This is a genomic window from Saccharothrix sp. CCNWYY140 (assembly GCF_037401995.1).
Classification (GTDB): Bacteria; Actinomycetota; Actinomycetes; order Mycobacteriales; family Pseudonocardiaceae; genus Actinosynnema.
This window is the reverse complement of record NZ_JBBEGC010000057.1, coordinates 1-19,895: the sequence shown is the minus strand read 5'-3', so window position 1 is coordinate 19,895 and position 19,895 is coordinate 1. Positions and strand designations below refer to the sequence as shown.

General features: G+C 72.7%; 18 protein-coding genes. 10 read left to right on the top strand and 8 right to left on the bottom strand.

The features are described 5' to 3' along the window. Nucleotides 1–77: 77 nt before the first annotated feature. Nucleotides 78–1,082 carry a sigma-70 family RNA polymerase sigma factor gene (locus WBN91_RS23500; protein ID WP_337727106.1) on the bottom strand — a complete coding sequence of 335 codons (1,005 nt, stop codon included), beginning with the start codon at nucleotides 1,080–1,082 and terminating at the stop codon, nucleotides 78–80. Nucleotides 1,083–1,159: 77 nt separating this feature from the next. Between WBN91_RS23500 and WBN91_RS23495 the strand changes: the two genes are divergently transcribed. From WBN91_RS23495 to WBN91_RS23480, 4 genes are all read left to right on the top strand, one after another. Next, complete coding sequence (locus WBN91_RS23495) at nucleotides 1,160–1,972, top strand: alpha/beta fold hydrolase (protein WP_337727107.1); 813 nt, start codon at nucleotides 1,160–1,162, stop codon at nucleotides 1,970–1,972. 101 nt (nucleotides 1,973–2,073) lie between these two features. After that, nucleotides 2,074–2,478: a phage holin family protein gene (locus WBN91_RS23490; RefSeq protein WP_337727108.1), complete on the top strand. Its 405-nt coding sequence runs from the start codon at nucleotides 2,074–2,076 to the stop codon at nucleotides 2,476–2,478. Beyond that, nucleotides 2,475–2,963 carry a DUF3618 domain-containing protein gene (locus tag WBN91_RS23485; protein ID WP_337727109.1) on the top strand — a complete coding sequence of 163 codons (489 nt, stop codon included), beginning with the start codon at nucleotides 2,475–2,477 and terminating at the stop codon, nucleotides 2,961–2,963. Before WBN91_RS23490 ends, WBN91_RS23485 begins: the two co-directional genes overlap by 4 nt. Continuing rightward, nucleotides 2,960–3,241, top strand: a complete 282-nt coding sequence (locus WBN91_RS23480) for a DUF4235 domain-containing protein (RefSeq protein WP_337727110.1) — start codon at nucleotides 2,960–2,962, stop codon at nucleotides 3,239–3,241. The genes WBN91_RS23485 and WBN91_RS23480 overlap by 4 nt, the downstream gene beginning before the upstream one ends. A gap of 46 nt (nucleotides 3,242–3,287) precedes the next feature. On the opposite strand, the gene WBN91_RS23475 is transcribed toward WBN91_RS23480, so the two are convergent. The 6 genes from WBN91_RS23475 to WBN91_RS23450 all read right to left on the bottom strand — a co-directional run bounded on the left by WBN91_RS23475 (nucleotide 3,288) and on the right by WBN91_RS23450 (nucleotide 8,668). After that, the gene (locus tag WBN91_RS23475) at nucleotides 3,288–4,043 is read right to left on the bottom strand and encodes an enoyl-CoA hydratase/isomerase family protein (RefSeq protein WP_337727111.1); all 756 of its coding nucleotides are present in this window, start codon (nucleotides 4,041–4,043) and stop codon (nucleotides 3,288–3,290) included. A gap of 46 nt (nucleotides 4,044–4,089) precedes the next feature. Beyond that, complete coding sequence (locus WBN91_RS23470; RefSeq protein WP_337727112.1) at nucleotides 4,090–4,704, bottom strand: hypothetical protein; 615 nt, start codon at nucleotides 4,702–4,704, stop codon at nucleotides 4,090–4,092. A 73-nt stretch (nucleotides 4,705–4,777) separates the two neighbouring features. Next, the gene (locus WBN91_RS23465) at nucleotides 4,778–5,713 is read right to left on the bottom strand and encodes a hypothetical protein (RefSeq protein WP_337727113.1); all 936 of its coding nucleotides are present in this window, start codon (nucleotides 5,711–5,713) and stop codon (nucleotides 4,778–4,780) included. A gap of 173 nt (nucleotides 5,714–5,886) precedes the next feature. Beyond that, nucleotides 5,887–6,873 (bottom strand): esterase/lipase family protein, encoded by a 987-nt coding sequence (locus WBN91_RS23460; RefSeq protein WP_337727114.1) that lies wholly within the window; start codon nucleotides 6,871–6,873, stop codon nucleotides 5,887–5,889. 86 nt (nucleotides 6,874–6,959) lie between these two features. Continuing rightward, complete coding sequence (locus tag WBN91_RS23455; RefSeq protein WP_337727115.1) at nucleotides 6,960–7,835, bottom strand: patatin-like phospholipase family protein; 876 nt, start codon at nucleotides 7,833–7,835, stop codon at nucleotides 6,960–6,962. After that, on the bottom strand, nucleotides 7,823–8,668 hold the full coding sequence (locus WBN91_RS23450; RefSeq protein ID WP_337727116.1) for an alpha/beta fold hydrolase: 846 nt from the start codon (nucleotides 8,666–8,668) through the stop codon (nucleotides 7,823–7,825). The genes WBN91_RS23455 and WBN91_RS23450 overlap by 13 nt, the downstream gene beginning before the upstream one ends. Nucleotides 8,669–8,725: 57 nt before the next feature. Here WBN91_RS23450 and WBN91_RS23445 point away from each other — a divergent pair, with 57 nt between their 5' ends. The 3 genes from WBN91_RS23445 to WBN91_RS23435 all read left to right on the top strand — a co-directional run bounded on the left by WBN91_RS23445 (nucleotide 8,726) and on the right by WBN91_RS23435 (nucleotide 12,952). Beyond that, complete coding sequence (locus WBN91_RS23445) at nucleotides 8,726–9,490, top strand: AraC family transcriptional regulator (protein ID WP_337727117.1); 765 nt, start codon at nucleotides 8,726–8,728, stop codon at nucleotides 9,488–9,490. Nucleotides 9,491–9,688: 198 nt separating this feature from the next. Then, nucleotides 9,689–10,828: an ROK family transcriptional regulator gene (locus WBN91_RS23440; protein ID WP_337727118.1), complete on the top strand. Its 1,140-nt coding sequence runs from the start codon at nucleotides 9,689–9,691 to the stop codon at nucleotides 10,826–10,828. A gap of 174 nt (nucleotides 10,829–11,002) precedes the next feature. Next, entirely contained in the window at nucleotides 11,003–12,952 is a 1,950-nt protein-coding gene (locus WBN91_RS23435) for a HelD family protein (RefSeq protein WP_337727126.1), read from the top strand. A 23-nt stretch (nucleotides 12,953–12,975) separates the two neighbouring features. Here WBN91_RS23435 and WBN91_RS23430 read toward each other — a convergent pair whose 3' ends face one another. Then, on the bottom strand, nucleotides 12,976–14,574 hold the full coding sequence (locus tag WBN91_RS23430) for a hypothetical protein (protein ID WP_337727119.1): 1,599 nt from the start codon (nucleotides 14,572–14,574) through the stop codon (nucleotides 12,976–12,978). 120 nt (nucleotides 14,575–14,694) lie between these two features. Between WBN91_RS23430 and WBN91_RS23425 the strand changes: the two genes are divergently transcribed. From WBN91_RS23425 to WBN91_RS23415, 3 genes are read left to right on the top strand one after another with little or no spacing between them, the layout of a single operon-like run. Next, nucleotides 14,695–17,037 carry a Tex family protein gene (locus WBN91_RS23425; protein WP_337727120.1) on the top strand — a complete coding sequence of 781 codons (2,343 nt, stop codon included), beginning with the start codon at nucleotides 14,695–14,697 and terminating at the stop codon, nucleotides 17,035–17,037. Nucleotides 17,038–17,053: 16 nt separating this feature from the next. Then, nucleotides 17,054–18,187 (top strand): NAD-dependent epimerase/dehydratase family protein, encoded by a 1,134-nt coding sequence (locus WBN91_RS23420; protein WP_337727121.1) that lies wholly within the window; start codon nucleotides 17,054–17,056, stop codon nucleotides 18,185–18,187. After that, nucleotides 18,188–19,765, top strand: a complete 1,578-nt coding sequence (locus tag WBN91_RS23415) for a phytoene desaturase family protein (protein ID WP_337727122.1) — start codon at nucleotides 18,188–18,190, stop codon at nucleotides 19,763–19,765. It begins immediately after the preceding gene. The last annotated feature ends 130 nt before the right edge of the window (nucleotides 19,766–19,895 follow it).

Below are 19,895 nucleotides of genomic sequence, written 5' to 3'. Positions count from 1 at the left end.
GATCGTGGGGCGGAGCCGGCTGAGGCGGTGTGCGCGGGTGGTGTGCGCAGGGTGCCGTCAGGAGGTGTCCGCGCTGGTCAGGGGGCGGCGGGCAGGCTGAGGGGTAGGTCGAAGAGCTCGAAGTGCTCGGTGCCGATGAAGGACGTCAGCTCGGCGATCAGGCCACCCCGCAGCGTCAGCACCGTGATGGACCAGGCGTCGTGCCGCTCCTCCCCCTCCCTACGCAGGTAGCACGCCACAGCCGGCTGGGCGTTGGCGCTGGTCACGATGTGTCGCCACGCCCCGCAGGTGGTCAGCGGCACGCGGGTGGCGAAGTCCATCACCGCGTCGCGACCCCGGTACCAGTGCGGCATCGGCGGCATGGACCAGGTGACGTCCTCGGTGAGCAGGGCGACCAAGCGATCTGCGTCGCCGCGTTCCAGAGCTGCGGTGTAGCCGGCGACGACCTCGCGGATCCGGGCGTCCTGGACCTTGCTCAGCGCGGGCTGCCCCGACGCACCGCCGACCTTGGCCGCCAGGACCCGCCGTGCTCGGGCCAGGGCCGAGTTCACGCTGGTGGGGGTGGTCTTCATGACGTCGGCGATCTCGGCGACGGTGAAGCCGAGCACCTCGAACAGCAGCAGGGCCGCGCGCTGGTTGCCCGGCAGGTGCTGCAAAGCGGCGACGAAAGCCAGTTCCACTGCCTCGCGCTGCTCGTAGCGGGCGTCGGGGTACGGGCCCAGCCAGGCCACATCCGTGCGCGGGACGTGCTCGGTGACCTCCGTGCTCGCCGGTCCCAGGTCCACCGGCAGGGCGCGCTTGCCCCGGTGCTCGACCGCGTCCAGGCAGGCGTTGGTGCAGATGGCGTACAGCCAGTTGCGCACCGACGACCGCCCCTCGAACCGCCCGAACCCGCGCCACGCCCGCAGCAGCGCCTCCTGGAGGGCGTCGTCGGCGTCGTGGACGGACCCCAGCATGCGGTAGCAATGGGCGTGGACCTCGCGTTTCAGGGGTTCCACCAGGCGCGTGAAGGCCTCGTGGTCGCCTGATCGGGCGAGGGTCAGGCCCGGGTCGTCGGACCGGCGAACAGAAACTTCGCTCACGACCGACGATTCTGCCCCGCCGCGGGAGTCACCCCCTTCCGAATGGACGACAGTCCCAACCGATTCGGAGGAACCCCATGAGCCACACAGTCACGGCCGACACGCTCCGTGTGGACGACGCCACGCTGCACTACGAGCTGCGCGGCAGCGGGCCGCTGGTCGTGCTGGTCGGCGCGCCGATGGACGCGCGGGCGTTCGAGCCGCTGGCCGACCTGCTCGCGGCCGACCACACCGTGCTCACCACCGACCCGCGGGGCATCCTGCGCAGCCCGGTGGACGACCGGGACCGCGACTCCACGCCTGAGCTGCGCGCCGACGACCTGCGCCGGCTCGTCGAGCACGTCGGCGTCGGGCCGGCCGCGGTGTTCGGGTCCAGCGGTGGGGCGGTCAGCGCGTTGGCGCTCGCGCAGCACCACCCGGCCGCCGCGCACACCGTCATCGCGCACGAGCCGCCGCTGGACCAGCTGCTGGACGACCGGGAGGAGTTGCGGGTCAAGACCGAGGACATCGTCGCCACCCACCTGGCCGGCGACGTGCTGGGCGCGTGGAAGAAGTTCCTCGCGGTGGCGAACATCCACGTGCCCGACGAGGTGGTCGAGCACATGGCCGCCGAGCAGCAGGACCCGCAGGCCGCCGCCGACGCCTGGTACCAGCACGCCCGGATGCTGCTGCCCACCACGCTGTGGGAGCCCGACCTGGACGTGCTGCGGACGACGTCCACGCGGGTGCTCGTCGGGCTCGGCGAGGAGTCGGCGGGCCAGCTGTGCGACCGGACCTCGCGGGCGCTGGCCGCCGCGCTGGGCGTCGAGCCGACGATGTTCCCCGGCGGGCACATCGCGTTCGCCGAGGACCCGGTCCCGTTCGTGGAGCGCCTGCGCCCGCTGCTGTGAAGCCCGGTGCGGTGAATCAAGCGCCCGCCGGTGTGACGCGTCCGGTGTGCGTACACCGTGCGTGATGTGGGTAGTCCTGGGCCGATGAGAGGAGACGGCCCATGAACCACGTCGCCAGCGACCGCGACCCGTCCACCGCCGAGCTGGTCAGCCGGCTGTCCGAGCAGGTCAGCCGGTTGGCCCGGGACGAGATCAGGCTCGCCGTCGCGGAGGTCAAGGACAAGGGGAAGCACGTCGGGGTCGGTGCGGGGCTGCTGGGCGGCGCCGGGGTGCTGGCCTGGTTCGGCGTGATGGCGCTGATCGCCGGGCTGGTCCTGGTGCTGGCCCTGGTCATGCCCGCGTGGGCGGCGGCGTTCGTCGTCGCCGGCGTGGTGTTCGCCGTGGCCGGCGTGCTGGCCTTGATCGGCCGCAAGCAGATCGACCGGGGCACGCCGCCCATCCCCGAACAGGCCGCGGAAAGCGTCAAGCGGGACATCACCCAGGTGAAGGCGAGGGCGCACCGATGAGCAAGGACAACCCGCAGGACCCCACCGAACTGCGCGCCGACATCGAGCGGACGCGCGGCGACCTCGGCGACACCGTCGAAGCGCTGGTGCACAAGGCCGACGTGCCGGCACGGGTGAAGGAGACGGCGCACGAGAAGGTCGAGCAGGTGAAGGACACCGCGCAGCAGAGCGCGGTGCGCGTGAAGGAAACCGCGCAGCAGGGCGCGGAGCGTGTGAAGGAAACCGCACAGCAGAGCGCGGTGCAGGTGAAGGAACAGGCCGCGACCGTCGCGGAACGCGTCAACACCGCTGCCGCCGTGGCCGCGGAGAAGGCGCAGGAGGCGGCGTCGAAGGTGACCGTGCAGGCGTCCCAGGTGACCGACAGGGCCGTGCAGGCCCTGCCGCAACCGGTCGCCGAGCAGGTCCGCCGCCACCCGGCCGCACTGGCGCTCGGGGCGGCGGCGGCCGTCCTGCTGGTGTGGCGGCTGGTGAGGGGCAGGTCATGAACAAACTGCTGTACCGACCGCTGGGCATGCTGTTCAGCGTCCTGGGCGGCTTGGCGGCCTCCCGGCTGTTCGCCCAGGTGTGGAAGCTGATCAGCGGCGACAAGGTCGCCCCGACCGCCACCCAGAGGGACCGCGGGTGGGGCGAGGTCCTGCTGGCGGCCACCGTGCAGGGCGCGATCTTCGGCCTGGTGAAGGCCGCGATCGACCGGGGCGGCGCCACCGGCTACGACAAGCTGACCGGCGAGTGGCCCGGCGACACGGAGGACGTGGACAAGTAGCGGCGAGCGGGATCGCTCCACTCCGGAGCGATCCCGCTGTGTCGTGTCAGAACCGGGGCGTGCGCTTTTCCAGGAACGCCGCCACACCCTCCGCGTACTCCGCGCTGTGCACGGCCTCGTCGTACAACGCCTGCACGGCCGCGTCCTCCTCCACCTGCCCCACGGTCACCCGGTTCACGATCTCCTTCGCCCCCCGCACGCTCACCTGGGCCCGCGACGCGATGACCTCCGACAGCTCCTTCACCCGGGCGTCCAGGTCGTCGTGCACCTCGTTCACCAACCCGATCCGCAGCGCCGTCGCCGCGTCGATCAGCTCGCCGCTGAACAGGATCTGCTTGGCCCACGCCGGACCCACCACGTCGACCAACTGCTTGGTGGACGTGAAGTTGTAGACGATCCCCAGCTTCGCGGGCGTGATGCCGAACCGCGCCCCGGATGACGCGATGCGCAGGTCGCAGGCCAAGGCGATCTCGCACCCGCCACCCACGCAGAAGCCGTTCACCGCCGCGATCGTCGGCTTGCCCAGCAAAGCGATGGCCCGTTCCCCGTTGTGCACGGCCTCGCTGTACCGCGCCGCACCAGCCGCGCCCGCACGCAAAGTCGAGAACTCGCTGATGTCCGCGCCCGCCGAGAAGTGCTCGCCGCCCCGCACGACCAGCACCCGCACCTCGGGGGCCTCTGCGACCGTGGCCATCAAGCCCGGAAGGGCCGACCACATCTCGTAGCTCATGGCGTTGCGCTTGGCGGGGCGGTCGATGGTCAGGGTGGCGACCGGCCCGGACGTGTCCAACCTCAGCGTCATTACCGGAGGGTAAAGCGCGAACGCGCGCCCAGCCCCGTGACCGCCCTCACGCCAGCCACCAGAACGTGAGGCCGCCGACCACCAGGCCCATCGCGATACCGCCGACGACCTGCGCCACCGTGTGGTCCCGCAGCGCCACCCGCGACCACGCCACCAGGGCCACCGCGGGCGAGAACACCAGCGTCCACCAGCCGAACGTCACCACCAGCACGGCCAGCGCCCCGGACGCCACGGCCGCGTGCACCGAGATCTTCCACCCCCGACCGCCGCGCACCGGCCACAGGAACGTCACCGCGATGCTCACCAGCAGGCTCAGGAACATCGACACCGACAGCGCCAGCATCCGGTGCGGCGCGCCGCCCCACACCAGCAGCACGATCGCCGCGCCCAACGACACCGCGCACGTGAACAGCGGCACCAGGCGGCCCTCGCGGTTGGTCACGTGGTGGCCCTGCCACCGGCCCCGCCGCGCGCCGCGCACGACCACGGCCATCGGGATCACCGACCCGAACACCCCGACGACCGTCCCCCACACCACCGTCGCCACCGGGTCGCCGGTCGCGTGCCAGGCCACCAGCAGCGGCAGGCTCAGCACCAGCACCCACGGCGCGAGCACCTCCGTCACCACTCGGGCGAGTAACGGCGGCGTGGAGATGGCCATGCAGCGCAGCGTAAAGCGCGGTGGCCGCGGGCGTCGCCAAGATCGCCCACGACCACCGGGCCGTGTGACGGGACTACTGGCGGTACGCGTTGCGCGTGTAGGTCAGGCTGAAGGTCCCCCGGTTGGCGAAGTACGCCGACACCAGGTACGCCGGGTCGGTGGCGAGCAGGCCGCGCTGGAGGTCGCTGCCGTCGTTGCCGTCGTCCCAGCCCCATGCCGTATTTGCGGCGTTGTCCTTGCCGTTGTCGCCGCGGAAGGTGCCCCAGCTCGCGTAGGTGGTCGAGTCGTTGCGCCGCGCCCACAGGCCGCCGGTCGCGAACGAGTCCACCAGGCGGTAGCCGACGGACCGGTCGTTGCCGCCCGAGGGCACCTCGCCCGCGGACGACGGCACGTACACCACGCCGTCACCGCCCGGGAACTCCGCGCCGTTCCACGCGTACAGCCCGTGCCCCTTGGCTTCCTGCCGCGTGGTCGGCCGGCCGTTCTGCAACACCAGCGTGCCGTCCACGCTCTCCCGGCCGCTGGTGAAGGTGCTGCCGGCGGGCACGTACGAGTAGAAGTCGCTGTGCGCCACCGTGATCACGGCTTCGAGCTTGCCGTACACCGAGCCGTCCTTGCGGACGGTCGCCAGCAGGCCCTCCATGTCGTTCTCGTGGGTGTACTGGCCGAACGGGTCGGGGAAGTCCTCCCAGTCGCGCGGGTGGTAGAAGCTGTAGACCAGGAACCAGTGCGTGGTGGTCTCCACCACCGAGTAGTAGGCGGCGCCGGTCAGCCGGGACAGGGTGTCGTCCTGCGACTCCCAGTTGTTCAAGGCGTTCCACTCGCCGTCGAAGTCCACAGTGGACAGGTAGTCGGCGTCGTAGTCGGACGAGTCGGTGTCCTGGTAGTGGACCGGCGCCCAGTGGAACGCCAGTTCGGCGTCGGTCGCGGCCGACGCGGGCGGGGTGAGGGTCGCGGAGAGCGCCGCCGCGGTCAACAGCACCGCAGCGGCTTTGCGTGCAGGGGACAAGGTGCTCCACCTTCCTGACAGGGATGTGGCCCGACGGCTGAGCCAACGGGCCACGCGGAACCCTGCGGTGAAGCGGCGACCAACGCAAGGCGTTGATCAGATGAGCTTTGCGGGCGTGCGCGGGAAAATGCGGGAACCCGCACCCGGATCCCCTTGCGGGGTAACGGTTCGGTTCAGGGGGCCGGGAACATCTTCGCCATGCCCGGCGGCGGGGTGAACGGCCGCCAGTCGTCCGCCGGCTGCGCCAAGCGGTCCGCGACCACCCACCACACCGTCGAGTTGTAGCCGTAGCCGAGGTGGCTGGAGGCGACGGCGACGTTCTCCCGGCGCGGCCCGGGCTCCTCGACGCACGTCCGCCACGCCACGATCCCGTCGGACTTGGAGTAGACCGACGTCGCCGGCACCGGGATCGGCGGCCGGGTGTGCTCGGGCGGCGGCCGGTCCGCGCCGGTCACGTAGAACCGGGCCAGCAGCTGGTAGACGGGGTTGACCCGGGTCTGCCGGAGGTCGGTCATCGCGTAGGGGCTGCCCAGGGTGACGACCTGGCGCACCAGCTCGGGCCTCTCCCGGGCCAGCTCACGGGCGAAGATGCCGCCCAGGCTCCACCCGACGAGGCTGACCGGACCGCGGGCGGCCATGTCCTCCAGCAGGGCGCGCATGCCGGTGACGACGGGAACGGACGGCCCGATGTTGCGACCCAACCCCCACCCGCGGACGTCGTAGCCGAGGCCGGCGAGGAACTTCCGCAGCATCCCGGTGGCCCCGTCGGTGGCGCCCAGACCGGGCAAGACCAGCACACCGTGCCCGTCCCCGCTGGGCGCGGCCCGCAGGAGGGACCGGGTGGCGGCGAACTGCCCGATGTCCACGACGGCCCGGGTCGGCTCGGTGAGGTACCAAAGCAGGTTGGGCGCGCCACTCGGCAGAGCGGGCTCGGCCGGCAACGCAGGCTCGGCACCGGGGAACGCGGGCAAGGCGTCCGGCGGCGAGGGCTCGGCACCGGCGAACGCGGGCAAGGCGTCCGGCGGCGAGGGCTCGGCACCGGCGAACGCAGGCGAGGCAGGCGCGCCACCGGCAAACGCGGGCGTGGCATCCGGCGGCGCGGGCGCGGCGCTCGGCGAGGGCGTGGGCGGGTCCGGTGTGATCTCCGGTAGTGCCGACATGGCCCCTCACCCCCGGCTCGTCGTCGAGCTCCCCAGACTTTCCATGATGTTTCTCAAGAACCGGTCGCACCAGCCCTGAATACATCTCAACCGGATATCGCCCCGGAAGGGTGGCCGTAGAGGCCGGGTCCGTCGACGGTCACCCCGGCCAGGAACGCCGTCGAGGCCGCGTAGGACGCCTCCACCAACTCGGCGGTGTGCCCGAAGTCCAGCGGGGTCACCGGTTGCACCGGCGGACCGGGGAGGTAGAGGACCGGGACGTGCGTGGCCGCCAGCTCGACCTCCAGCACGGCCTGGTTGCGCATGCCCAGCGTGGCCCAGAACAGCAGGGTCTCGGCCAGGGTGGCGGGCACGGTCGGCAGGTGGCCGGGGAACGCGCAGTCCAGCACCACCAGGGACCGCGCGCCCATCGCCAGCGCCTGCCGGATGGGGACGTTCGCCAGCACCCCGCCGTCGTAGAGCACCCGGCCCTCGCGGTGGACCGCCGGGTAGATGCCGGGGATGGCGGCACTCGCCAGCACCGCCGACACCAGGTCCCCCTCGGTCAGGGTGAGCGCCGTGCCGGTCACGCAGTCCACCGCGACCGCGCCGAACGGCAGGGTCAGCTCGGCGAAGTCCGCGGCGCCGCCCAACCCGAACTTCAGCACCTCGGCCAGGCCGGTGTTGGGGAACAGGTGGGTCTTGTGCTGCCGCAGGGTCCGGGCCTGGGCCAGCAGGCCGCCGGGGAACACGCGGGCGCGGGTCATGTGGTGCCAGATCTCGGCCAGACGGGTAAAGGCGTTGGCTGGGTCCAGCGCGAGCAGGGCACCGTTCACCGAGCCGACGGACGTCCCGACGACCAGGTCCGGCACGACGTCGTGCTCGGCCAGCGCCCGCAACATGCCGACCTGCCCCGCGCCCAGGCTGCCCCCGCCACCCAGCACGAACCCGACCGGACCGGGAAGTTCGATCACGCCCCGCATCGTCGCACGAACTCCAGGACCCGCTCGGCGGCGTGCACCTGGTGCCCGGCCTCCGGCCACAACTCGACCTCGGCGTGCGGGACACCCGCGCTCAGCCGGCGCGCGGCCTTGACCCCGTCGTGCACGACGCTGCGCCCGCCGAACACCGCGAACACCGGGGCGGTCACCCGGCGGAGGTCGTCGCCGAACGGCACCTGCGGCGGCAGGTGGGCGCGGAACTCCCGGATGCCCGCGAGGACCAACCGCACGTCCGGCCGGTCCACGCCCACACCGCCGGCCCAGCGCAGGAACCACCTCCACGCCCACTCGCGGCGCACCACCATCGCCACCGCGCCCCGCCACACCACGCCGAACCCGAACCCCACCGACACCCCGGTCGGGTCGAGCAAGCTCGCCGACGCCACCCGCTCGGGCGCGTGCACCGCCGCCGCGCACACGTGCCACCCGCCGGTGGACGCCCCGACCAGGTGCGCCCGCCGCACCCCCAGCCCGGCGACCACCTCCCCCAGCCACCGGCCCCGGTCCCGGGCGTCGCGCAGCGGCGCGGTCTGCACGCTCAGCCCGGGTTCGCCCAGGGTGTCGACGGCGTAGGCGGTCCGGTCGGCCGAGTACCGGGTCAGGTCGTCGCCCCACCCGACCGCGGTGACCGACATCCCGGGCACCAGCACCAGCGGCACGTCGTCACCCGGCCCGAACCGGTAGACCCGGGTCGGGCCGTAGGAGGTCGGCACGTCCAGCGCGGCGTCGGGCACCGGAGCGCCCTCCCACGCCGCGCGGTAGGCGGCCAGGTAGCGGTCACGGGCTTCGGCACCGCGGAAATCCCCTGTTCTCATGCCCCGAACGCTAGGAACCGGCCCACCCGGGGTCTTGGACGAAAGTAAGCTCGGCCCATGTCGGCCTGGTCGCTCGTCGCACCGCACCGGGACATCGCCCGTGCCGACCCGCTGGTGTTCGGCCGGCCGCGCGTCCCGGGCGTGCTGTCCTACAGCGCCCACGACACCACCACCGACGTGCAGCACTGGACCGTCATGCCGCTCGGCGCGGTCACCCTGACCGTCGACCTGATCACCCCGGACCGCGCCGGCCTGCCACCTTCAGCGATCATCGGTCCGCGTGACCGCCCGTTGACCGCCACGCAGTCGGGCCGGGCGGAGGGCGTGACGATCGCCCTGAGCCTGCCCGCCGCGCACGCGCTGCTCGGTCCGCTGCACCCGTTCGCCGGCACCGCGGTGGGCCTGTCCGAAGCGCTCACCACCCACCTGGCCGAGCAACTCGCGGACCTGGGTTCGTGGCCCGAGCGCTTCGCCCTGCTCGACCGCTTCCTGGCCGGCCGACTCGCCACCGGTCCGCGCCCGCGGGCGGCGACCCTGCACGCGTGGCGACGGCTCACCGAAACCCGCGGCACGCTGCGGATCGCGGCGCTGGCCACCGAACTGGGCTGGAGCCGCCAGCACCTGGTCACCAGGTTCCGCCACGAGTTCGGCCTGACCCCGAAGGCCGCCGCCAGGGTGCTGCGCCTGCACCACGCCGTGCGCCTGCTGCCGACCACCGACCTCGCGACCGCGGCCGTCCTGAGCGGGTACGCCGACCAAGCCCACCTCAACCGCGACTTCCGCGCCCTGACCGGCACCACCCCCACGGGCTACCTGCCCTGAGCCGCGAGTCCACCAGCCCTTCCCACGATCCGAACGCCCTTGGCCCCGCGCCGGCCGGGGTGCCAGCATCGAGCCATGTCCCGGGCACCCGCGCTGTGCACGCGCCGCCACGTCGACTTCCGTCGGCAGGCGAGCGCGATGTGTGCCGTGCCCGCTTGACCAGTCCACTGTGGACACCAAGCACGGGAGGGACACCCCATGCACGCCCGCCGCAGAACTTCGACCGCCGCGACCGTCCTGCGCTCGGTGCTGGACAACGGTCCGGTCGCCCGCAGCACCATCGCGCGGCTGACCGGTCTGTCGCCGGCGGCGGTCACCCGGCAGTACGCCGAACTGGCCGGCCTCGGGCTGGTGCGCGAGGTCCAGGAGCGACGCGTGCCGCGGGCCACCGTGGGCCGGCCGCACGTGCCGGTGGACATCGACGTGGACCGGTTCGCGGTGTGCGGCGTGCACATCGCCGTCCCGCACACGACCTTGTCGTTGATGGACTTGCGCGGTCGCGTGTTGCACGAAGAGCGTGAGCCGCACGGCGCACGCACGCCGGAGGCCGTGTTCGGCCGCGTCCTGGCCAGGTTCCCGGCCTTCCTGGAAGCCACCCGCGCCGGCCGCACGCTGCTGGGCGTCGGTCTGGCGACCGGCGGCTGGGTGGACCCCGAGCGCGGCCTGATCGTCCGGCACAGCCAGTTGGGCTGGCGGGACGTGCCGGCGCGGGAAGCCTTGGCACCACTGGGGATGCCGGTGCACGTGGAGAGCCACAGCCGGGCGTTGGCCCGCGCCGAGCAGCTGTTCGGCGACCAGCGGACCCGGTCCAGCCTCGTGCACCTGTTCGTGGGCAACGTGGTGGACGCGGCAATCGCCACCGGCGGCACAGTGCACCACGGGCCGCGGTCGGCGTCCGGCGACGTAGCGCACCTGCGGCTGGAAGACAGCACCGCGGAGTGCCCGTGCGGGCGGCGCGGGTGCCTCCAGGCCACCGTGTCCGACCGCGCGGTGGCCGAGCGGGCGGCACGCGCAGGCCTGATCCCCGAACCGTCCCTCCCCCTGCTCCTCGACAAGGCCGAGCACGACATCGACGCCCGGACCCTGCTGCGCGAACGGGCGCGGCACGTCGGCCGGGCCGCCGGGCTGCTGCTGGACGTGATCAACCCCGAGGTGCTGGTGGTCACCGAGGCCGGGGTCATCGGTTTCCCGGAATGCCTGGACGAACTGCGCGCGCAGGTCGGCGACCGGGCCGACGCGGTGGTGCCGACCAGTTTCGGGCACGAGGTGCTCAGCGTCGCCGCCGGTTCGGTGGTGCTGGACGCCGTCTACGGCAGCCCTCTCGACCTCAGCGCCTGACTTCCAGGGCGGCTGAGGCGGCGCGGAAGAACAAGACTGTTTGTGATCGATGTCTCCGTGCACCCTCGACGGCGTTGATCGTCGATTGGGGGGCGCGTGGCCGGCAGTGGTGTCGAGCGGGAGATCGAGGTCGAGCAGGAGTACGTCCGGGGGCTGTACGGCCTGCTGGACGACATGCGCGAGGAAGCCGCCCGGCGGTTGGAGGTCGCGGACCGGGAAGCCGCGGGGGTGTGGCGGGCCGAGGTGGAGCGGCTGGAGGCGGTGGAGGAGGGATTGTGCTTCGGGCGGCTGGACCTGCGGGACGGGCGGCGGGTCTACCTCGGCAGGCTCGGGCTGTTCCCCGAGGACGGTGACGAGCCGCTGTTGGTGGACTGGCGGGCTCCGGTGGCTCAGGCCTTCTACACCGCCACCGCCGTGGACCCGCAGGGCGTGAGACGGCGTCGGCGCATCACCACGCGCGGGCGGACCGTGGTCGCGCTGGACGACGAGTTGCTGGAAGACGGGGATGGGGAAGGCCTGGTCGGCGGGGCCGCGTTGTTGGCGGCGGTGACGGCCGAGCGGACCGGGCGGATGCGCGACGTCGTGACCACCCTCCAGGCCGAGCAGGACCGGATCGTCCGCAGCGACGCCGGCGGGGTGCTGGTGGTGCAGGGCGGTCCCGGCACCGGGAAGACGGCCGTCGCCCTGCACCGGGTCGCCTACCTGCTCTACACCCGTCCCCACCTGCGCACCCGGGGTGTGCTGGTGGTGGGGCCCAGCCGGGTCTTCCTCCACTACATCGACCAGGTCCTGCCGGGGCTGGGCGAGCAGGGCGTGATCACGACGACGATCAGCGAGTTGCTGCCGGGTGTCGAGGTCGGCCGGGTGGACCCGCCCGAGGTCGTCGCGGCCAAGGGCGCGGCGGTCATGGCCGAGCGGATCGCGGCGGCGGTGCGGTCCCGGGTGCGCATCCCGGAGGACCCGGTGGACGTCGAGTTCGAGCAGCAGGTGCTGTGGCTCGACCCGGACACGTGCGCCCGAGCCGTGCGCAAGGCCCGGCGGACCGGACTCCCCCACAACCAGGCCAGGTTGGTGTTCCATCAGGAGATCGCGGACGTGCTCGCGCGGCACCTGGTCGAGGGCATGGAGGCGGTCGTGCTCGACGACTCCGGCGAGGCGCTCGACGGCGGCAGTCCGGACGGCCGGCTCAGCGAAGCCGACCTGCGCGCGCTGGCTGCCGCGGGAGTCGTGGTCGACGATGATCAAGACGAGCCGAGGACCCTGTTGGACGAGACCGACCGCGCCGCTCTGCGGGACTCGCTGATCGCCGACAAAGGCGTCCAGGCGGCGCTCGACGAGCTGTGGCCCCCGCTCACGCCGGAGCAAGTGGTCTCCGACGCCCTGGGCGGACGGGTCGACGGCTGGAGCGCGGCGGACGTGCCGCTGCTGGACGAGGCCGCCGCCCTGATCGGTCACGCCGACCGCCCGACCTTCGGGCACGTGGTGGTCGACGAAGCGCAGGAACTGTCCGAAATGGCCTGGCGGATGCTGATGCGCCGATGCCCCACCAAGTCGATGACCGTCGTCGGAGACCTCGCCCAGACCGGGAACCCCGCCGGCGCCTCGTCGTGGGACCACGTGCTGCGACCCCACGTGGGCGACCGCCGGCGGCTCGTCGAGCTCACCGTCAACTACCGCACACCGGCGGAGATCATGACCGCCGCCGCCGGCCTGCTCACGACACCGCCACCCCGGTCGGTCCGCGAGGCCGGCGAGACACCCTGGCGGATCGGCACCACACCCGCTGAGCTGCCCGCCGTCGTCGCCGACCTCGCCCGGGTCCACACCGGCGGCCGGCTCGCGATCATCGCCCCGCACGCCCGGATCGAGCCCCTGGCCGCCGCGCTGTCCCTGCCCGCACCACCGGACCTGGCCGACGAGGTCGTGCTGCTCACCCCCGACCAGGCCAAGGGCCTGGAGTTCGACGCGGTCCTGATCGCCGACCCGGCCGGCATCCTCGACGCCACCCCGCTCGGCCACCACGACCTCTACGTCGCCATGACCAGGGCGACCCACCGACTGGGCGTCGTGCACCCCGGCCCGCCACCGGCGGCGCTGTCCGGCCTTCGGCTCGGGTCGGGGTGAGCCCGGGTCGGGTCGAGATGAGGTCAGGTCAGGTTGAGGTGGAAGCGCAGGATGCGGGTGCGCTCGGGGCCCAGGACCGGTTCCGCCTGGGTGAGCAGCGTGGACAGCTCGGTCGCGCGCGGGCCTTCCGGGACCGAGTAGGTGGTGGTGGCGTCGTGCCTGAGCCAGTTGCCGAGGTCCGCACGGGCCGTGGCGCGCAGGGCGTGTTCGGGGCCGCCGATCAGGTGCAGGTCGACGCTGATCCGCGTCCAGACGCCGTGGGCGCACAGGAGGCGGTAGGCGGCCCGCTGCACGTGGGTCGGGTGCGGTCGGTGCAGAAGTGCGCGCAGGGAGCGCTCGTCGAGGGTGTCGGCCTGGTCGAGCAGGGACAGCACGACCTGGCGCGTCACCGACCCCACCGGGTCGGTGAGCAGGGGCAGCAGGAGGTCCCGCGGTGTGTCGCCGAGGTGGCGCAGGCCGCGGACGGTCTCGGCGCGGCCACGCGAGGACGGGTGGGACAGCCACGGCCGCAGGGCGGCGCTGTCGGCACAGGCACCGGTCTCGGCGCTGTCAGCACGGGCACCGGCCTCGACGCGGGCGGCGCTGTCGGCGCTGTTTGCGCGGGCACCGGCCTCGGCGCAGGCGGCGCTGTCGGCGCTGTTTGCGCGGGCGGCGGTCTCGGCGCGGGCGGTGCTGGCGGTGCGGGTGCCGGTCTCGGCCAGGCCGGCGATCACCGCGGGACGGGGTGGCCGTTGCTGGTCGAGCAGGGCGCGGTACCGGGTGGCCGGGTCGGTGCCTGCGCGGCGGAGGGCCACCTGGGCGGTCGCGCGGACCAGGGCGCTGCGGTCGGCGAGCGCCCGGTCCGCCGGGTCGGTGTCGCCGGCGGCGGCCAGGGCGCGTACGGCTTCGGCGCGGATCGAGGCCGTCCGGCTGGTGAGCAGTCGGCGAGCCACCTCGGGGTCGCCGGTGGAGCGGATGGCGGCCTCCGCGCACAGGACGCGGATCGGCAGGTCGGGGTCGGTCCTGGCCGTGCGGACCAGGCGCTCGACGTCGAGCCGGCCGGTGTCCAGGGCGATGGTGTGCGCCAGGCGCCTGGTGTGCCGGTCCTCGGACGCCAACGCCGCGGTCAGGGCCGCGGCGGGGCCAGCGCGCAGCACGTTCTCCACGGTCTCGGCCAGCCATCGGCCCTCCTGCCGCGCCCGCAGGGCGAGAGCGACCGGAGCCAAGGCGGTGACGGCCTCGGCAGGCGCCCGGTCCAGCATCCCCGCGCACACCCGGCGTGCCCGGTCGCGGACCTCGGGGACCCAGTCCGCCGCCCGCAGCGCCAGCATCGGCAGCGCGGTGACATCGTCACGTTCGCCCAATGCGGTGACGACCGCCTCCCGGACATACCCGTTCGGGTGACAGGCGGCGAGGAGGAGGTCGAGCGGTCCGGCCTGACCGGCGGCCAGGCGGCGGGCCGCCGTGTAGGTCCACGCGGGGGCGTTCCACGTCGAGCTCCGCGCGGAAGCGTCCAGCGCGATCCACCCGCGCGGGTCCGCGGCGTCCGGCACCTGCACGACGGCGACCGGCTCCGACACCGCCGGAACCCGGTCGAAGATCTCACGCAGCCGCCACACCAGCCGGTCGAGGAAGCCGTCCACGGCCGCCATGATCCCCCCGGGTCCGGCCGGCGAGCACCCGGTTTTCCCCCGCCCGCACGACCCCCGCGCGACCCGCCCAGTTCGGCCCCTGCCCGCCCGCGCGGTCGGCGTGCGGGCAGAATGCCCGTCGTGACCACAGCCATCCACCAGAGGATCGCCGACGAGCTGGGCGTGCGTGCCGGACAGGTCAGTGCCGCCGTCGAACTGCTCGACGGGGGCTCGACCGTGCCGTTCATCGCCCGCTACCGCAAGGAGGCGACCGGCGCGCTGGACGACGCCCAGCTGCGCACGCTGGAAGAGCGGCTGGGCTACCTGCGGGAACTGGAGGAGCGCCGGGCCGCCGTCCTGGAGTCCGTCCGGTCGCAGGGCAAGCTGGACGACGCCCTGGAGGCCGCCATCCTGGCCGCCGACTCCAAGGCCCGCCTGGAGGACCTCTACCTGCCCTACAAGCCCAAGCGGCGCACCAAGGCGCAGATCGCCCGTGAGCAGGGGCTGGAGCCGCTGGCCGACGGGCTGCTGGCCGACCCCACCCTCGACCCGCAGGTCGTGGCCAAGGAGTACCTGACCGAAGAGGTCGCGGACGTGGCCGCCGCCCTCCAGGGGGCCCGCGCGATCCTGGTCGAGCGGTTCGGCGAGGACGGCGACCTCATCGGTGAGCTGCGCGAACGCATGTGGTCGCGGGGTCGGGTGGCGTCGAAGGTGCGCGAGGGCAAGGAGGAGGAGGGCGCCAAGTTCTCCGACTACTTCGACTTCTCCGAACCCTTCGGCAAGCTGCCCTCGCACCGCATCCTCGCGCTGTTCCGCGGCGAGAAGGAAGAGGTCCTCGACCTGCACCTGGAGCCGGGCGACGACGACGAGGAGCCCTCGACCTACGAGGTCGCCATCGCGGCCCGGTTCGGGGTGGACAACCAGGGTCGGCCGGCCGACAAGTGGCTCGCCGACACCGTCCGCTGGGCGTGGCGCACCCGCATCCTGGTGCACCTGGGCATCGACCTGCGCTCCCGGCTGCGGCAGTTCGCCGAGGACGAGGCCGTGAAGGTGTTCGCGTCCAACCTGCGCGACCTGCTGCTGGCCGCGCCCGCCGGCACCCGCGCCACGATGGGCCTGGACCCCGGGTTCCGCACCGGCGTGAAGGTGGCCGTGGTCGACGCGACCGGCAAGGTCGTCGCCACCGACGTCATCTACCCGCACGTGCCCGCCAACAAGTGGGACGAGTCGATCGCCAAGCTGGCCGCGTTGGCGCACAAGCACTCCGTGGACCTGATCGCCATCGGCAACGGCACCGCCTCGCGCGAGACCGACAAGCTGGCCGGCGACCTGCTCAAGCGGCACCCCGAGCTCAAGCTGACCAAGGCCGTGGTGTCCGAGGCGGGCGCGTCGGTGTACTCGGCGTCGGCGTTCGCCTCGGCCGAGCTGCCCGGGATGGACGTGTCGCTGCGCGGCGCGGTGTCCATCGCGCGCCGGTTGCAGGACCCGCTGGCCGAGCTGGTCAAGATCGACCCGAAGTCCATCGGCGTCGGGCAGTACCAGCACGACATCACCGAGACCAAGCTGTCGCGCTCGCTGGACGCGGTGGTCGAGGACTGCGTGAACGCGGTCGGCGTGGACCTGAACACCGCGTCCGTGCCGCTGCTGACCCGCGTCTCGGGCATCACGGCGGGCCTGGCGGAGAACATCGTGCAGCACCGCGACGCCAACGGCCCGTTCAGGTCGCGGCGCGCTTTGAAGGACGTGCCGCGCCTGGGTCCGAAGGCGTTCGAGCAGTGCGCGGGCTTCCTCCGCATCCCCAACGGCGACGACCCGCTCGACGCGTCCTCGGTGCACCCCGAGGCCTACCCGGTGGTGCGGCGCATCCAGCAGGCGGCCGGTGCTGAACTGATCGGCAACACCAAGGTGCTCAAGGCGCTCAAGCCCGAGCAGTTCGTGGACGAGCAGTTCGGTCTGCCGACCGTCACCGACATCCTGCGCGAGCTGGAGAAGCCGGGCCGCGACCCGCGTCCGGCGTTCAAGACGGCGACCTTCGCGGATGGCGTGGAGAAGATCGCCGACCTCAAGCCCGGGATGGTGCTGGAGGGTGTGGTGACGAACGTGGCGGCGTTCGGGGCGTTCGTGGACATCGGCGTCCACCAGGACGGGCTGGTGCACATCTCGGCGCTGTCCAACACGTACGTGAAGGACCCGCGCGATGTCGTGAAGTCCGGTGACGTGGTGCGTGTGAAGGTGCTCGAAGTGGACATCGCGCGCAAGCGGATCGGGTTGACGCTGCGGCTGGAGGACGAGCCGGGTCGCAAGGGGCCGCAGCAGCGGGACCAGCGTGGTCCGCGTGGCGGCGGTAGCGGCGGCGGCGGTGGCGGCGGCGGCGGCGGTCGGGGTGGTAAGCAGGGGCAGCGGCAGGAGCGACCGCCGGCCAACGGGGCGATGGCCGAGGCGCTGCGGCGTGCGGGGCTTGGCGGGTCGAAGTAGGGGTACCCGGACTGCCATGAGGGTCGTCGTCACGGGTGCCAGCGGCAACGTGGGGACGGCCCTGCGCCGGGTCTTGGCCGGGTTGGGTGCGGACGTGGTGTGCGTGGCCCGGCGTGTGCCCGAGGACGCCGCCGAGCCGAGTCCGGCTACGAACGCGGCCGGGCCAGGTCCGGCGGGAAGCGCGGTCGGGCCGGGTGCGGCGGGAGGCGCGGCCGGGCTTGGTGCGGCGGGGAGCGCGGCGGCCGAGGCGTGGGTTAGCTGCGATGTCGGCGCGCCGGCGGCGGATGTCGTGTTGCGGGATGTCTTCGCCGGGGCCGATGCCGTGGTCCACCTGGCGTGGGCGGTCCAGCCCGGTTCCGGTGATCCGCCCATGCGGCGCACCAACCTCGACGGCAGTGCCCACGTCCTCGCGGCGGCGGCCGGCGTGCCCCACGTCGTGGTGGCCTCCTCGGTCGCCGCCTACGCGCCCGCACGGCACGTGGTGGACGAGACCTGGCCGTGCCGCGGGGTCCCGGGCAGCGCGTACAGCCGGCAGAAGGCCAGGTTGGAGCACCTGCTCGACCAGTACGACGGCGCGCCGGTCGCCCGGATCAGGCCGTGTGCGGTCGTCCAGCCCGACGCGGGGGCCGAACTGGACCGCTGGGCGTTGAGCCCGCTCGTACCGCCCGGACTGCTGCGCAAGCCCTGGCTGCCGGTGCCGCTGTGGTCGGGGCTGCGCGCCCAGGTGGTGCACGCGGACGACGTGGCGCGGGCGATCGTGGTCATCCTGCGTCACCGGGCACAAGGCGCGTTCAACGTGGCCGGTGAGCCTCTGCTGGACGCGGATGACCTGGCTCGCGTGTTCGGCGGGTTCCGGCTGCCGGTGCCATTGCCGGTGTTGACAGCATTGGCTTGGCCCACCTGGCGGCTCGGCCTCCAGCCCCTGCACCCCGGCTGGCTCCGACTCGCCGACCAGGCGTCCATTGTGGACACCACCCGGCTGCGCACGTTGGGGTGGGAACCGAGGCACGACGCCCGTGAGGCGTTGGCGGAATTCGTGGCGGCGGTGGCACAGGGGCGCGGGTCGTGGGGGCCGCTCGCCCCGCACGGCGGGCCGCGGTTGGGCAGACTGGGGTGGGGACGCCCCGTGCACCAGAGCCAAGGAGGCTGAGTGGCCGACGACGTGGACGCGGTGGTCATCGGGTCCGGCCCCAACGGGCTGGTCGCCGCGAACCTGCTAGCCGACGCGGGCTGGGAGGTGGCCGTCCTGGAGGCCGCCGACGAGCCCGGGGGCGCGGTGCGCACTGCGGAACTGACCGCCCCCGGGTTCCGCAACGACCTGTTCAGCGCCTTCTACCCGCTGGGCGCGGCGTCACCGATCATCGCCGGTCTTGGTCTGGAACGGCATGGTCTGCGCTGGCGACACGCACCCGACGTGCTCGCGCACGTCCTGCCCGACGACCGGGCGGTGCTGCTGTCCCGGGACGTCGAGCGCACGGCGGCGTCGGTGGAGTCGTTCGGTGCGGGAGATGGCGAGCAGTGGCGTGCGGAGTTCGAGCGGTGGCAAAGGGTTCGGGACACGCTGATCGAGGCGTTGATGCGGCCGTTCCCGCCGGTGCGGGCGTCGGCCGGGTTGGTGAACGCGGTCGGCACGGCGGACACGCTGCGCTTGGTCCGGATGTTCACGCAGTCGGTGCGGGCGTTCGGGAACGAGCGGTTCAGGGGTGAGGGCGGGCCGTTGTTGTTGGCGGGCAACGCCATGCACACGGATCTTGGTCCGGATCAGGCGGGTAGCACTGCTTTTGGGTGGCTGCTGAGCATGTTGGGCCAGGACTTCGGTTATCCCGTGCCTGAGGGTGGGGCCGGGGTGTTGACCGAGGCGCTGGTGAAGCGGCTGGGTGGGGTTGTGGAGTGCGGGCGGCGGGTGTCGCGGGTGGTTGTGGCGCGGGGGCGGGCTTTGGGGGTGCAGGACGCCTCTGGGGGGTTCGTGCGTGCGCGTAAGGCGGTGCTGGCTGATGTGCCTGCGCCTGTGTTGTATTTGGATTTGGTGGGTGAGGAGCATCTGCCGGCGCGGTTGGTGGATGACCTGGCCAAGTTCGAGTGGGACGACGCCACGGTGAAGGTGGACTGGGCACTGTCGGGTCCGATTCCGTGGACGGCGGAGGAACCGCGTGGCGCGGGGACTGTCCATGTGGGTGGGGATTTCAACGGGTTGGCGGTGGGGAGCACGGAGATCGCGGTGGGTCGGTTGCCGCGGACGCCGTTTGTGATTTTGGGGCAGATGACTACTGCTGATCCGACGCGGTCTCCGGCTGGGACTGAGGTGGCGTGGGGATACACGCATGTGCCGCGCGGGGAGAAGTGGTCGGCGGATCGTTTGCGGCGGCGGGCTGATCGGGTGGAGCAGTTGATCGAGCAGCATGCGCCTGGGTTTCGGGACTTGATCGTGAAGAGGTTTGTGTGGGGGCCTGGGGATTTGGAGGAGCGCAACGTTAGTTTGGTTGGGGGGTCGATCAATGCTGGGACTGCGGCTATTCATCAGCAGTTGGTGTTTCGGCCTGTGCCTGGGGCGGGGCGGGCGGATACGCCGGTGGATCGGTTGTTCTTGGCTGGGGCCTCGGCTCATCCTGGGGGTGGGGTGCATGGGGCGGCTGGGGGTAATGCGGCTCGGGCGGCGTTGGCGCGGAATGGGTTGGCGGGGGACGCTTATCGGTTGTTGATGCGTGGGATCAACAAGCTGGTGTACTAGCTGGGCGGAGCCATGCTCCACCTGCTCGACCTCGCTTTTCGCGCTTTCAAGCGCGGAGCGCGTTCGAGCTTGCGAGCGCGGAGCGCGTCCTGTTTGGACCCGCGAAGCGTGGGCTTGAGGAAGCGAAGCG